We start from the raw sequence: 13,194 nt of genomic DNA on the forward strand, positions 1-13,194 counted from the left end.
ATGGCAGAAGTTATCGAAAAGAGACTTGAGTTGATATTCAAGAGATTTGAAGGAGAGAGGAAGAGAATAGAAATATGAATAATTCCATCGAGAGGGGCAACCACGGGAGATTGCCCCTACAAAACACGGTTATGTAGATGTTGCGTGTCTAGGAGTGGAATAACTAAAGGGAGACTTGCGCGCCTTGAGTATCGAGGCCGATCGCCCTTACCTCAGCCTTTACCCCAAATTCCATCCAAGCAGCCGCCATCGCTTTCTCAACCGCAACAGCGTTAGCCACATCCGTTAAAGCTAAAAGCGTTGGCCCGGCACCGCTAATTACCATTCCACAAGCCCCTGCATTCACGGCGGCTTGTTGCACCCCTTCATATCCCTTAATCAGAGATTGTCGGTAAGGTTGGTGAATCTTGTCTTGGAGGGCGCAGCGCAGCCAGTTTTCATTCCCAGTTTCCAAAGCCCGTACTAGCAAACCGAGGTGTGCGGCATTGAAAATCGCATCAGCCTTACTGTAATCTGCTGGCAAAACTTTGCGGGCTTCGGCTGTAGACAGTTCAAAATCGGGAATGGCTACCACGGCCACAATATTTGGATGCCAGGGAATATCGCAAATTTCCCAGGAACCCCCCCCTTGCCCCCCCTTGCTAAGGGGGGGTGATGGTAGAATTTCCGCATCTAAGGGTGATTGTTCTCTTGGCCCCGCTTCGGTAAGGGGGAGTTCTTCTCTTAGCCCCGCTTCGGTAAGCGGGAGTTGTTCTCTTAGCCCCCCCTTAGTAAGGGGGGGTTGGGGGGTGGATTGCTAGCAGCGAGGCGACATCCTCCGAGTAAAGCGGGGACAACGTTGTCGGGATGTCCTTCAAGTTCGATCGCCAATTGCATCACTTCCACTTGACTCAAAGGCTTTCCGGCTAACTCATTTGCACCGACTAACCCACCGACAATAGCTGTGGCGGAACTTCCCAAACCTCTAGCCAGCGGAACTTGCATATCTATATGTATCGCTACAGGGGGCGGCGATTGGTTGAGGCGATCGTATAATTTGACAAAGGCTAGATAAGCGAGATTGCTGTCATCTGCCTTGACTTTGGCAGCTTCTTTGCCTGTAACGGTAATTTTTAGTTTCTCGGTTGCTGAGGGTTCGAGTCGGGAGAATTGGAAGCGGTTGTAGAGGCTTAAAGCGGCGCCGATGCAGTCAAAGCCGGGACCTAGGTTGGCGGTTGTGGCGGGTACGGTGACGGTGACGGTGGAAGTTTCGGGCATTTTTTGAATGGTGGATTTGGAATGTTTAACGGCAGATGAATGCGGATGAACGCCGATCGCAGGATATTATACTATGTTTTCAAAAGCCATTTATTCTTGCAGCATTTCAAGGTGCTTGATGGCATCTTGATAATCGTTGGTATTGCCATCTTTTTGATAGAGTTCCGCTGCTTTTTGATAATCGGCGATCGCCCCCGGTTCGTCTTCTAAGAACTCGCGGACTCTGGCGCGGTTGTAGTAGGCGTCGCCGTAGTTGGGGTTGATTTCAATGGCGCGATCGAAATCCGCTTTAGCTGCTTGATAGTCTTTGAGATTGCGGCCGTGGATAATGCCGCGTTTGTTGTAGGCTTTGGCGTAGTTGGGGTTGAGGCGGATGGCTTCGGTGTAATCGGCGATCGCCCCTTGAATGTCTCCTGCTTCTGATTTTTTTAAAGCGCTATTAAATAAGTCTTCGGCGGTATTTTGAGCAAGAGTTCTTTGAACTATTAAAGCTGAATATTCAGCAGAAACAGCAGGGGATACATTACCCAAGATAGTCAAGATTCCTATAGTACCAATTAAATTGTAAAATGATGATTTCATAATTTATGCAAAAATTTGAGCGACAGAACAACTAAAACCGGGCAACAAAGGGGAATTTAGTTCATCATTGCTCAACAGCGTAGCAATGAGCCTTAAACTTGCTTGTTCCCTGCGATAAACTTCTATTTGCTGCAATTGCCAATTCACAACCCAGTATTCCTGCACTCCTCGCACCGAATAGAGTCGGAGTTTCAAATCTCGATCGCGTCTATGATTGTCTGCACCGGGGGACAATACTTCAACAATTAACTCGGGTGCGGCGGTTAAATGGCCGGCTTCGTCTAGCAAAATAGCCAAGCGTTCGTTGCTGGCCCAAACTACATCGGGAATAACGTTATCAGCATCCGTGAAAATAAGACCAGGATTGATTGCAGCTCGTCCTAAACCTGCAGACATCGACCAAGTATCGAGCACAGAGAAAAATCTGCCACAAGTCTGTTGATGACCCCAATGCGGTGCTCTAGTCACAAATAGCTCCCCATCAATAATTTCATAACGATCGCCGTTATCGGGCAATAGTTCTAAATCGGCGGTAGTCCAGCGTACTTTATCAGGTATTGTCTGGCTCATACAAGCACTCTTGATAGGTGATAGAAACATTCTAAACGATCGAGCTTCTACATGATCCACAGCTTGAAACAATCGGCATACACTAACTTTCCCTTTTTGTAGGCGAGACTCAGAATATTGAAACCCGCCGGGGCGCGGGTTTCGTTTTTGTAGACGCGATTTTGCATCGCCGAATTTTTAGATCGCCCAATTTAAAATTATTTAAAATTTCAAATCGCGCGATTACTTCAAAATAGTTTTAGAGGCAATCCGAGTTTTCTTGCGATCGGCTTCACTCAATTGTTCACCAGATTGCAAGCGAGTAGCAGAGGTTTGCAGCACAGTTGCGGCACTTTTATCGCCCATTTGCAAAGCAGTTTTAGCGGCAGTTTGCAGCATCGTTGCCGCACCGGCCCGATCGCCCTGTTGCAATCTAGTTTCTGCCAGTTGAGTTTGGCGGTATTTAGCCAAAGCTAAAATGTGCTGCTGCACAGTCGGGTTAAGAGCCGGCTGATAAACTTTCAGGACATTAGCAGAAACTGCAACGGGATCGGAAAGCAAACTTTGACCGGCAGTCGGATCGTCGTAGCGAATTTGCAATTGCCCGATCGCCTGTGTACCTTCTGGCAACTGTCCAATATAAATATTAGCCAAAACTACTCGCTCTATATCCTTCATTAAATCTCCCAGGCGCACCATAAAACGATCGCCCTCTTGCTGTACCGGTAATTCGATCGTATCCGGGGCAACTTGGGCGATCGGTTTGAGTTCGGCTAACCGCACTTTTGGCATTAGGGAAAATAGCAAATAAGCATTAGTCAAACCTACACCTTGGATGCGAGTAAATAGTTTGCCAAACTCGTCAACCGCATCTTCGGGACGCTGAATGTGTGCCAGAGCACCGCCGCCAGCGTCAGCAATCTTTTCCAAAATATCCTGGTTCCAGTTATCGCCAAATCCCAGAGAATTTAAAGTCATGTTGTAGTCAGCAGCCAATTTAGCCAACTTCAAACAGCGGCTGTCGTCGCCGTGTTCATTTTCGCCGTCAGTCAGCAGAAATGCCTGAGATATAGCTTCTTTTTTGCCTTTGCCCAACTCTTCAATACCTAACTTAATGCCCTCATCAATTGCTGTGCCACCGGCCGAGCGCAATTGCTCAATTTGCCGTTTAATACTGCTGGGATCTCCCACAATTTGATTGGGGACAAGGACTTTGGCTTTATGATCGAAAGCCACCGCGCAAAAGCGATCCCCTGGCTTCAACCTGTCTAGCAACCGTCCGGCGGCTTGTTTGACGGTTTCCAAGGGGCGTCCGCCCATCGAACCGCTGTGGTCGAGAATCAGGCACAGGTTTAAGGGTACGCTGGAGTCGATCGAGCTTGCCGTCGCAGACACCGAAATCGCTAGCTGGCGCTGCGTTGAGGGCGCAGCAGCGTCAAGGTTAGGGTCGTTTAAAACCGGGAGCAAACTAACTTTCATGCGGGATACCTAAAGATTGCGTTACTATTTCTTTAAGAATAGCTCCATCAGTTCAGGCAACATTTCGGTTATATGAACACACCAATTAAAGCTGTGCAATCGCCATACTACGGGGAAGGGAACTCTCGGACGCCACCTCCCGATTTGCCATCCCTGTTGCTGAAGGAGCGGATCGTTTATCTGGGGATGCCTCTGGTGCCTGCGGTAACAGAACTGATTATCGCTGAACTGTTGTTCTTGCAGTACGAAGACCCGGATAAGCCGATCAAAATCTACATCAACTCGACCGGCACTTCTGGTTACAGTGGCGAACCCGTCGGCTTTGAAACAGAAGCCTTCGCTATCTGCGATACGATCAGGTACATTAAGCCGCCTGTGCACACTATTTGCCTCGGTTCGGCAATGGGGATGTCAGCGATGCTTTTAGCGGCTGGTACAAAAGGCTTTCGGGCGAGTTTGCCGCACGCTTCGATTGTGTTGCACCAACCCAAGGCTTACACGCGGGGTCAAGCAAGCGACATTCAAATTCGGGCTAAGGAAGTGCTGGCAAATAAAGCGACGATGCTTGAGATTTTTGCAAGCTGTACTGGCCAACCGATCGAAAAGATTACTAAAGATATGGATCGGTTGCTGTACATGACGCCCCATGAAGCTAAAGAATACGGTTTGATCGATCGCGTTCTTGAAAGTTCGGAAGAATTGCCGAAACCGCTGCCTGCCGGAGTCATCTAATTCGGTTATTGCTTATTAGTTATTAGTTATTAGTTATTGGTTATGGTTTATTGGTCACTATAGCCCAAAACTAAAAAACCTGAAATAACAAGTAACAAATAACTAATAAACCCTAACCAATTGCCCGATCACCAATTACCAACTAAACGGAGTTCCGAATTATGCCTATAGGTGTGCCAAAAGTTCCCTACAAAATGCCGGGTGGTTATGATACTCAGTGGATTAATATCTACGATCGCCTCTACCGGGAACGGATTATTTTCTTGGGCAGGGACGTTGACGATGAAATTGCCAATCAAATCATCGCTGTGATGCTCTATCTCGATTCGGAAGATTCAGGTAAGGATATTATTTTGTACATCAATTCCCCAGGCGGGATGGTGTCAGCAGGCATGGCTATTTTTGATACCATGCAGCACATTAAATCGGACGTGGTGACGATTTGTGTGGGCTTGGCTGCTTCGATGGGTTCTTTCCTGTTAGCTGCCGGTGCGAAGGGGAAACGGTTAGCTTTACCTCACTCGCGAATCATGATTCACCAGCCTTCTGGGGGGACGCGGGGACAAGCAACGGATATTCAGATTGAGGCGAAAGAGATTCTGCGGCTGCGCCACGAACTCAATAATATCTATGCTAAGAATACTGGCAAGCCGATCGAGAAAATCGAGAAGGACATGGATCGCGACTATTTCATGTCCGCTGAGGAAGCCAAGGAATACGGCTTGATTGACAGAGTGATCGAAGATCGTCCGTAAGTTATTTTTGCGCTTCAGTAGTGCGGGCAACCCTCGCACTACAACCTAGTTCGCAGTAAATTTTGGCAGAATCTTTACATTTAAGGATTCTGCCATATTTAATGGTATTATCAACGCTCATTCATGCTAAATGGATATTGCAGATTATTACCGACAGTTAGGACTGAGGTCTGGTGCGAGTTTATCGCAAGTTAAGGCCTCTTATCGGCAGTTAGCCAGACAGTATCACCCCGATGTGAATCCGGGAAACGAACAGGCTAAGAATAAGTTTATTGCTATTACTGAGGCTTATAAGTTCTTGGTGAATGTTGCCCCCCACCATGTTGCGGGATCGAAAGTTGCCAATTCAACTGTGTCGCCTACTTGGACATCGCCGGATCAGGGGGTGAAAGCTCAACCCCAAGCAGTTAATGTGACTCGCAAACAGCCTCCCGTTCAATCTAATGCGGATCTGTCGGCGGTGGAACAAAAGTTAAAGCAAGATGCTTATTTTGAGCTGCAGCAGTTGCTGAAATATCAGAGGTTCCCACGGGCGATCGCCTTGATTGAGGGTTTGGCCCAGCGGGTTCCCGAAGATTTGGAGGTGCGTCAGTGGCAGGCGATCGCCTATCAGCGCTGGGGACGGCATTTGATCGGAGAAAAGCAGGTTGATAAGGCGAGAATTTATTTGAAAAAGGCTGTGAAAACTGACCCTCACAATCGGGCTTTGTGGGCGGAAGTTGAGCGGGATTTTCGCAGGTTGGAACAGATTTATTGAAGCGATGTTGCGTCCCCCTTTTGCAGGGGGTCTCCGTCGTAAATTTTTAATTTTTCTAAAATAACTTGGGTATTTTCAGGTCGGTTTTCCGGTAGCGGTTCTATTAATTCGTCGATCGACTCTAGAAGTAGCGGGTCAATATCTACAGCCTGGTTCCTCCAATTAATTTTACCAGTTTTTTCATTAACGGGAAAGTGACTCGGTTCTATGCCTGTTAATAAATGTACAAAAGTACGCCCTAGGGCAAAAAAGTCCGATCGCACCCCTGCTTTACCTAGAATTTGTTCCGGTGCGGCGTATCCAGCAGAACCTATGGGTGCGGTATCTATCTCTGCTTCTGTGGCGGCGCCGAAGTCAATTAATCTCAATTTCCCATTGGCTTCAACCATCAGGTTGGATGGCTTAATATCCCGATGCACTACATGGTATTTGTGGATTTCCTGCAAAATATGAAGCATTTGTTGCAGCCAATCAAGAGCGAGATTTTGAGAAACGGACTGTTTTTTAGTTAAGAATTCGGCCAAGTTTTCTCCGGTAATTTTTTCCATCACCAAACAAGACAATTTCTGGAAGTTATGGGGGATTTTAATTGGGAAATAACCGTCAGGTTCGACTTGGGGAACTGAGCCCTTTCCGGTCAGCCAAATTAAAACTCGCGCTTCTTGCTTGAACAAGCGAACTAAATGGGGATTGTGTGCGTGTTTCAAGACTTTTAAAATTTTGACAGTTCCCCATTCGTTTTCCCCTGTTCCCAAATCTTCGACTTCAAAGATGTCTGTGGGGCGTGCGGGATTGGGCGATCGCACTGGTTTAAGGATACGATAGCGATCGCCAATTAACAAATCGGTGCGGCAAGCCTGACACTTTTGAGCAGCAGCAGGATTTTCGCGTTGTTCGCATTGAGGATTGATGCAGTAAATCATCGGCCTTGATACGTCTAGGACTGACGGATTTAACGAATTGAATCAATTATTAGCATAAAACCCAGCAGTTCTGACCTTACTACTGGGTTTATATTTACCGCCCATTTGGGCACACTATCACATTTAAGTCAAGGATTTAAGATTAATAGCATCGCGCTCTACCGATTGAGCTACCCCCCTGCGTTTGGTAGAGGGGGCTGGATATGAGCCAGCAACCTCGATGATGTGATTTTCCTGACATTCGTTTGAGCGATCGGCGGTGAATGCTGAGTTTAGAGTAATAGCTTGCTGTTGAATTTGTACGCAATGCTGCCTCGGCCAATAGGGCTACCCCCCTCTTTTGAGTAGAAGGGACAGGACTCGAACCTGCACTATCACATTTGTACGGTTTAAGTTGAAGTTTTAGATTGAACTTGTACTCTGTTTATATCTTAAACTATAACTATCAAAAAAGCCAGCAATCAGCGGAAAATAAACTGAAAAATTCGTTCTCCCACTCTCTGTTCCTCAACTTCAGAATTGTTAGCTTCTTCGCGGGCGAACATAACAGCTTGCTGCAAGATTTCCACCCTTTGTAGCAACTCATTGATCCGACGTGCCAGCATTGCTCCAGAAAACTTGACAGTCCGCCAATAGCCGATAGTAATATCTTCGTAATAAACATCGACTTGAGCCGGATGGTGTTCGGTAGCTTTAGCTTTAACGTGATTGCGCGGAGTTTTAAAAGTCTTAAGAGTTTGCACCGGTTCTGTTGCCCAGCAGTCGGTCGAAGCATCGAATTTCCAAGTCTCGGAAGCATCTAAGACGGGAAGTTTTTTGATGAATGCTTGCAAATCTGCTAACTGCTTTTCAAGGAATAGCAAATAGCTGACGGGAACTTGGCTCAAAAGCACGTTTCCGTCTACAGTTACGTCCGCGCGGGCGCTACAATTTGTCCAATCTTTGGTTGCGGTTACGTCGAAGAGTTTGGTCAAAACTTCAGTCGTTTTGCGGATAATCTCTTCTGCTTTGACTTCAACTTTTTTGGACTCTGGCGGCAGTTGTTCGCCTTCTTCGTCTTTGGGGCGGTAAGTGCGGGAGATTCCAGAAAGCACAGCGGGCTTCGGGAGAACTTTTTGAGCTTATGCCAGTTCTTGAACCGAGCGGCTTTTGATGCCTTTTTCGATCGCAATAATCTGATTTAAGCGTGCCATTGTTCGATTTTATTGACGCTGAACTGATATCAAGCCGGCTTAATACTGATAATCAAATGGTTTGTCCTGTGGCTTTTAGGGCTTGGAGGACTCTTCGTCCTCAGTACAAACCTCACGATCGTTCTTTAACCAAACTTGTTCACTTTGTAGTATTACATAATTCAATATAGATTACATTTTTTTTTGTAGGCGCGGTGCCAAGAGAACCCGCCGCTACCCGTGCCCAGCAATTGATCTCTCAAAAAATCGGCAAAATCTCTAGCGTCGCTACCAAAGTGTAGCAAATATCACTCTTTGTTAGGGCGGCGACTACCTCTTGAGATAGATGCGGAAATCCCTCTCAGGGCGCGTTGTCATATCGGGAAATATTTCTTAACATATAGATAACAAAGGGAATCCGAGGAGACACCAAAAATCCTTAAGCCCTTGGGGTGCCCCGGTTAATCAGACTTTTCGCAAACAAGGGCTAAATCAATGAACAAGCAGCAAAACTCGGAAGTTTCAGCATTTTTGCCCATGCTCCAAAAAGGCATTTGGCTGTTTGGGATTGTCTCTTGGATATTCGGGCTGACAGATAGAACTATTGCACTATTATCTGACGGATATTTGTCGGCGATCGATATTGTCCAGCTATTTACAGCATCCTTTTTCTTCATTAGCTGGCTGTTGTTAAGCCCGTTTTTGGCTCTTAACTCCCAGAGTCAGCCGAAGGAAGAAGCATCTTCCTAGTTTTTAATTGGTAATGTTAGTTTCTCGATCGCTCTTTGTTTCTTCTGGGGCAAAGCGGGCCGGCCAAATGCGATCGCAAAAAAACAAAGTTCCCGCCGTCACGCACAGCGGAATCGCCAACAGATTCAACAGCGGAATGCTCACCAAACCCAAACAAACCACACCAAAACTTCCACTGGCCGGCAAACTCGCCCAAATTATCTCCAGTTTCTCCTGAAAAGGTCGCCTGCGCCTCTCCAAAGGTGCATCTAAAAAGTCCAAACAGACAATAGTCGCGCCCAAAGCTACGCCACCCAAACTGCTAAGAATAGAGCCGACACCAGGGAGAAAATTTAGCAGCAGCAGCGGTATACCGACGCTCAACAAAATTTGTAGTTTTCGCAGTTCAAAGGCGATCGCCCTTTGAATATCTCCAAAACTACTCGCCAAATTCATTGGTGCTTCTGCGGGCAATTGACCGTTCCGCAGAAGTTCCAATTGTTCGGAAAGTTTGCCGTACCAGGGCGAACCTAAAATCACGCCAAACTGCACTAACAAAAATCCAATTATCAGCAAAAGTCCTGACACTAGGAGTACGCGCAGCAGCCAGCCGACAGCAACTGTTAACACGCCGAGAAAGCTCAGCCAAGCTGGAAAACTCGCAATTAGAGTATTAAATCGGACGGACAAATCGGCAACCAAAACATCTATCCCTGCCAAACTGGGAAATAGCAAGCTTAAATAAAGACCAATACCAATTATAAAATTTAGCACCACGGGAACTAATACATAAGTCCACAGCTTGGGAGTTTGCAAAATCAGCGTGAAAGCTCGCAAAGGATAGGTGAAACCTGCCAGGAGTCCAATTGGTGCGGTAATGGCGGCGTGGGCGGGGTTTGAATTGAGCTGTTTTGACATATTTTCTGCTTTTGAGGACTTGACTCTATTTTCTATTATCCACTTTCCATTATTATTAATGATGAGGATTTATCGCAGGTTGCCCAAAAGTGAAGCTTTTTATTTACCATACCCCGGAACTTACGCCAGCCGACAAAATGCCGGCTTGCGCGATCGCAGTTGATGTGCTGCGGGCGACTACGACAATGGCAACGGCCCTGAATAATGGGGCGGAAGCTGTCCAAGTTTTCAGCGACTTAGATAAGCTAATGGCCGAGAGCGAAAAATGGCCTGCAGATAAGCGGATTCGCGCCGGAGAGCGCGGCGGCGGCAAAGTTGAGGGATTTGACATGGGGAATTCCCCCCTCGACTGCACGCCAGAAAAGGTGACTGGGAAGCGAATTTTTATCAGCACAACTAACGGTACTCGGGCTCTGGAGAGAGTGCAAGCTGCTGAAACTGTGTTAACGGCGGCTTTGATTAACCGCAAATCTGTGGTGCAGTTTTTGTTAAATAAACAGCCGGAAACTATTTGGATTGTGGGTTCGGGTTGGGAAGGAAGTTATTCGTTGGAAGATACGGTTTGTGCTGGTGCGATCGCCCAAAGTCTGCTAGCAGAAAGCGGTATTCCTGCGAGCGATTTTGCTGGTAACGATGAAGTATTTGGGGCTATTGCTCTTTACCTGCACTGGCAAGATCGGTTGCACGAATTGTTGGAACGTGCCAGTCACGGCCAGCGCCTACTCGGTTTAGGTGTTATTGAAGATTTAAAATATTGCGCGCAAACGGATACTTTAGATGTGCTGCCGATGCAGCGAGAACCGGGAGTTTTGGTTAAGTCGGATTTTAAAATTCCTCAGGCGGATTTCTGGGTTCAATCTTCAGAAGAAACGGCGAATTGAAATTTTCGGCGAATGCAGTATTAGTAAGGTGCGCCTCGGCGCACCTACGGAAATTAGTAGTTATTGAACAAGTTTTTTTTCAAAGAAAGTAGTATTAAAGATACTGGGCAGGAACACAAAATAGTTTTGTCTCTAGTGGATTGCAGGCAATTGAGAATTGCTGGATTCACCGCCGAAGCGCTGAATTAAACACTCGGCAATTCTGGCTGCCGCACCGGATTCTCCCATGCGCCGCAAGCCATTTTCAGCGATTAGCTGCAACCTGTCGGGGTCGCGGAGCAAAGACTGCACGGCACCGGCAACTTCGGCGGGATGTTTGACTAAAATTAATGACGGGCCTAACAGGCGACTTTGAGCTTCTGCAAAAGCGGGAGTAAATTGCGGGCCGTTTCCGGGAATGGCGATCGCGGGTTTTCCTAAACCTACAAATTGTTCTGTAGCCGTTCCTGCCATTGCTATTGCTAAATCTGCTTCGTACAAACAATCGTTAAAACTTTGCTGAGTCAAAATCATTGTGGCGTTTCTCTGCACAAATGTCAGCGGTAATAGCAAACTAGGAGATTCTTTCTGAATTTCTTGAGCGCTAGAAACAGGAGGTCGCAAAATACTTCCTTCTCGCCGCTGCGTTCTAGTTTCGCCTTCTTGTCGCCAGCCGAAAAATTCTAAACTAGGTCGCAAAGCTTCTAAATTTAACTGAGGAGAAATGGCTCCAAAAAATAACAATTTGCGATCGGCAAACAGAGACAAAATTCCGGCTACAGCCTCTATTATTACCAGCCAATTAGCATAGGCTTCCGGCGCTCTAGAACCGGGGAGTAAGGTGATGACGAGCGATCGCGACCTTTCCCGAAACTCTGCGTCAGGGCCGTAAAAACCGGCTGGATTTTCCGGTTCGAGTCCGTCCATCATGGGGTTTCCGAGATTGTAAGCGGGAATTCCCAGCTTTTGTAAAGTCTCGGCGGTTAGCGCGTCCCTGGCAAAAACGGCCCGACAGCGCGATCGAGTCATCAACCAGCGCTCCCAAGGCAAATAAACTGATCGCGGGGAACCCCACCAACCAAAGACTCGGGATTTGCGAGCCAGAGGCCCGTTCTCGTCGCGCAAATAATACTCTGACTTGGCAGTACCGACAAAGGCGTAGGGCGCACCGCCCAGCCAAGCAAACAGCAGCGGTACAATATCCCCGCAGGCTAAAATAACGCCGTCTTGATTCCCAGACTCTTGTTGCGATCGCACCCAAGCGCGGATGGCTTTAAACTGAGCGATGGTCAACTGAAGCAGGCCGCCTTTAACATCGCGCAAAAATTCCCTCCCGTCCATGTAAATAAAGCCGCCCGAAGGCATTCGCTGTACCGGGCCGATGATGTGGGCGTTTTCTAGTTGAGCGAAAGCTTGCCCTTCACCCACTAGCGGAAACACGGCTAATTCTGGCGGATGCGGGTGCTGTTGTAGTTCCTGCAAGATGCGAAGGGCGATCGCGTCTTCTCCGTGGCCATTACTGAGGCAAAGTAATTTCAATCCCAACTCTCTCAAAAACTGTCTCTGAATATATAGAAGCAAGATTAGCCGCAGGATGCAAGGTGGTATAGCCGGATGTTGAAGTAAGTGGAGCGACGATCGCACGAGGCGGGGACTTTTGGTAAAATAGCAGATGAAACTCCTATTTTAGAGGTAAAAGCGGATGGTACAAACCCTGCCAAAATCTTTGACACTCCAAGAGTTTCTGAAGTTGCCAGAAACCAAACCAGCCAGCGAGTACATTGACGGTGCAATCATTCAAAAACCGATGCCTCAAGGAGAACATAGTGTCATTCAAGGCGAGTTGACAAGTGCTGCTAATGCTACTCTCAAACCTCAAAAAGTGGCGCGAGCATTTCCCGAACTACGGTGCATTTTTGGCGGTAGAGCGATCGTTCCAGACGTGAGTGTATTCACTTGGGAGCGAATTCCCCGTAAAGAAAATGGTGGTGTGGCAAATGTGTTTGCGATCGCCCCAGATTGGACAATTGAAATCATCTCCCCCGACCAAAACCAAACTAAAGTTACTAAAAATATTTTACATTGTCTCAAACACGGAACTCAAATGGGTTGGTTAATTGATCCAGAGGAGCAATCGGTTTTTGTATATCGGCCGACTCAATCAACGGAGGTGTTTGACGAACGGGAACAGTTATTGCCCATGCCATCTTTTGCCAGAGAATTGCAACTAACAGTAGGAGATTTATTTGGTTGGCTATTAGAGTGAAACAACAAAATATTAGAGTAGGAGAGAGGGAGAGGGGGTGAGGATTTGACGAGTTTTGATATGGGATCGAAATAGACAGTTTAGATGGACAACAGCTTCTCAGACAATACAGACAGTGCACTGAAAAGGTGCAAATTCTGAATGGGGCCTTGAGAATTGGGCATTGGGCATGGGAACTGACAACAAATAACTAATAACTAAGCTGTCGCGCATTT

Annotated in this window: 13 protein-coding genes and 1 pseudogene; 6 read left to right on the forward strand and 8 right to left on the reverse strand. The window is 47.1% G+C overall.

Going from position 1 to position 13,194, the window contains the following annotated elements; genetic code table 11:
- Positions 1–163: 163 nt before the first annotated feature.
- The 4 genes and pseudogenes from thrB to D0A37_RS15875 form a co-directional block, all read right to left on the reverse strand.
- Positions 164–1,257, reverse strand: a pseudogene (thrB, locus tag D0A37_RS15860) (homoserine kinase).
- 90 nt (positions 1,258–1,347) lie between these two features.
- Complete coding sequence (locus D0A37_RS15865; protein WP_242715756.1) at positions 1,348–1,839, reverse strand: tetratricopeptide repeat protein; 492 nt, start codon at positions 1,837–1,839, stop codon at positions 1,348–1,350.
- Between the two features lie 3 nt (positions 1,840–1,842).
- Positions 1,843–2,409 carry a Uma2 family endonuclease gene (locus tag D0A37_RS15870; protein WP_242715757.1) on the reverse strand — a complete coding sequence of 189 codons (567 nt, stop codon included), beginning with the start codon at positions 2,407–2,409 and terminating at the stop codon, positions 1,843–1,845.
- 222 nt (positions 2,410–2,631) lie between these two features.
- The gene (locus D0A37_RS15875; protein WP_242715758.1) at positions 2,632–3,867 is read right to left on the reverse strand and encodes a vWA domain-containing protein; all 1,236 of its coding nucleotides are present in this window, start codon (positions 3,865–3,867) and stop codon (positions 2,632–2,634) included.
- 72 nt (positions 3,868–3,939) lie between these two features.
- Here D0A37_RS15875 and D0A37_RS15880 point away from each other — a divergent pair, with 72 nt between their 5' ends.
- The 3 genes from D0A37_RS15880 to D0A37_RS15890 all read left to right on the forward strand — a co-directional run bounded on the left by D0A37_RS15880 (position 3,940) and on the right by D0A37_RS15890 (position 6,111).
- Positions 3,940–4,599, forward strand: a complete 660-nt coding sequence (locus D0A37_RS15880) for an ATP-dependent Clp protease proteolytic subunit (RefSeq protein ID WP_242715759.1) — start codon at positions 3,940–3,942, stop codon at positions 4,597–4,599.
- Positions 4,600–4,760: 161 nt separating this feature from the next.
- On the forward strand, positions 4,761–5,354 hold the full coding sequence (locus tag D0A37_RS15885; RefSeq protein ID WP_190657906.1) for an ATP-dependent Clp protease proteolytic subunit: 594 nt from the start codon (positions 4,761–4,763) through the stop codon (positions 5,352–5,354).
- A 130-nt stretch (positions 5,355–5,484) separates the two neighbouring features.
- Positions 5,485–6,111, forward strand: coding sequence for a J domain-containing protein (locus tag D0A37_RS15890; protein ID WP_242715760.1), 627 nt, complete (start codon positions 5,485–5,487; stop codon positions 6,109–6,111).
- On the opposite strand, the gene D0A37_RS15895 is transcribed toward D0A37_RS15890, so the two are convergent.
- Entirely contained in the window at positions 6,105–7,034 is a 930-nt protein-coding gene (locus D0A37_RS15895; RefSeq protein ID WP_242715762.1) for a serine/threonine protein kinase, read from the reverse strand. The two genes, D0A37_RS15890 and D0A37_RS15895, sit on opposite strands and share 7 nt — an antisense overlap.
- A 461-nt stretch (positions 7,035–7,495) precedes the next feature.
- Positions 7,496–8,128, reverse strand: a complete 633-nt coding sequence (locus tag D0A37_RS15900) for a DUF7873 family protein (RefSeq protein ID WP_242715764.1) — start codon at positions 8,126–8,128, stop codon at positions 7,496–7,498.
- 573 nt (positions 8,129–8,701) lie between these two features.
- Here D0A37_RS15900 and D0A37_RS15905 point away from each other — a divergent pair.
- Positions 8,702–8,956 (forward strand): hypothetical protein, encoded by a 255-nt coding sequence (locus D0A37_RS15905; protein ID WP_242715766.1) that lies wholly within the window; start codon positions 8,702–8,704, stop codon positions 8,954–8,956.
- 3 nt (positions 8,957–8,959) lie between these two features.
- On the opposite strand, the gene D0A37_RS15910 is transcribed toward D0A37_RS15905, so the two are convergent.
- Positions 8,960–9,853 (reverse strand): EI24 domain-containing protein, encoded by an 894-nt coding sequence (locus tag D0A37_RS15910; RefSeq protein WP_242715768.1) that lies wholly within the window; start codon positions 9,851–9,853, stop codon positions 8,960–8,962.
- Positions 9,854–9,942: 89 nt separating this feature from the next.
- Here D0A37_RS15910 and D0A37_RS15915 point away from each other — a divergent pair, with 89 nt between their 5' ends.
- Positions 9,943–10,734: a 2-phosphosulfolactate phosphatase family protein gene (locus tag D0A37_RS15915; protein ID WP_242715769.1), complete on the forward strand. Its 792-nt coding sequence runs from the start codon at positions 9,943–9,945 to the stop codon at positions 10,732–10,734.
- Positions 10,735–10,866: 132 nt separating this feature from the next.
- Here the strand turns inward: D0A37_RS15915 and D0A37_RS15920 are convergent, their stop codons facing one another.
- Positions 10,867–12,252 (reverse strand): lipid-A-disaccharide synthase-related protein, encoded by a 1,386-nt coding sequence (locus D0A37_RS15920; RefSeq protein ID WP_242715770.1) that lies wholly within the window; start codon positions 12,250–12,252, stop codon positions 10,867–10,869.
- Positions 12,253–12,415: 163 nt separating this feature from the next.
- Here D0A37_RS15920 and D0A37_RS15925 point away from each other — a divergent pair, with 163 nt between their 5' ends.
- Positions 12,416–12,979: a Uma2 family endonuclease gene (locus D0A37_RS15925; protein WP_242715771.1), complete on the forward strand. Its 564-nt coding sequence runs from the start codon at positions 12,416–12,418 to the stop codon at positions 12,977–12,979.
- Positions 12,980–13,194: the final 215 nt, after the last annotated feature.

The organism is Microcoleus vaginatus HSN003, assembly GCF_022701255.1.
GTDB lineage: Bacteria > Cyanobacteriota > Cyanobacteriia > Cyanobacteriales > Microcoleaceae > Microcoleus > Microcoleus vaginatus_B.

Coding starts and splice junctions, on each gene's coding strand:
- D0A37_RS15890 (WP_242715760.1), top strand. CDS start 5,485: ATGGATATTGCAGATTATTACCGACAGTTAGGACTGAGGTCTGGTGCG.
- D0A37_RS15875 (WP_242715758.1), bottom strand. CDS start 3,867: ATGAAAGTTAGTTTGCTCCCGGTTTTAAACGACCCTAACCTTGACGCT.
- D0A37_RS15870 (WP_242715757.1), bottom strand. CDS start 2,409: ATGAGCCAGACAATACCTGATAAAGTACGCTGGACTACCGCCGATTTA.
- D0A37_RS15905 (WP_242715766.1), top strand. CDS start 8,702: ATGAACAAGCAGCAAAACTCGGAAGTTTCAGCATTTTTGCCCATGCTC.
- D0A37_RS15910 (WP_242715768.1), bottom strand. CDS start 9,853: ATGTCAAAACAGCTCAATTCAAACCCCGCCCACGCCGCCATTACCGCA.
- D0A37_RS15865 (WP_242715756.1), bottom strand. CDS start 1,839: ATGAAATCATCATTTTACAATTTAATTGGTACTATAGGAATCTTGACT.
- D0A37_RS15895 (WP_242715762.1), bottom strand. CDS start 7,034: ATGATTTACTGCATCAATCCTCAATGCGAACAACGCGAAAATCCTGCT.
- D0A37_RS15925 (WP_242715771.1), top strand. CDS start 12,416: ATGGTACAAACCCTGCCAAAATCTTTGACACTCCAAGAGTTTCTGAAG.
- D0A37_RS15880 (WP_242715759.1), top strand. CDS start 3,940: ATGAACACACCAATTAAAGCTGTGCAATCGCCATACTACGGGGAAGGG.
- D0A37_RS15885 (WP_190657906.1), top strand. CDS start 4,761: ATGCCTATAGGTGTGCCAAAAGTTCCCTACAAAATGCCGGGTGGTTAT.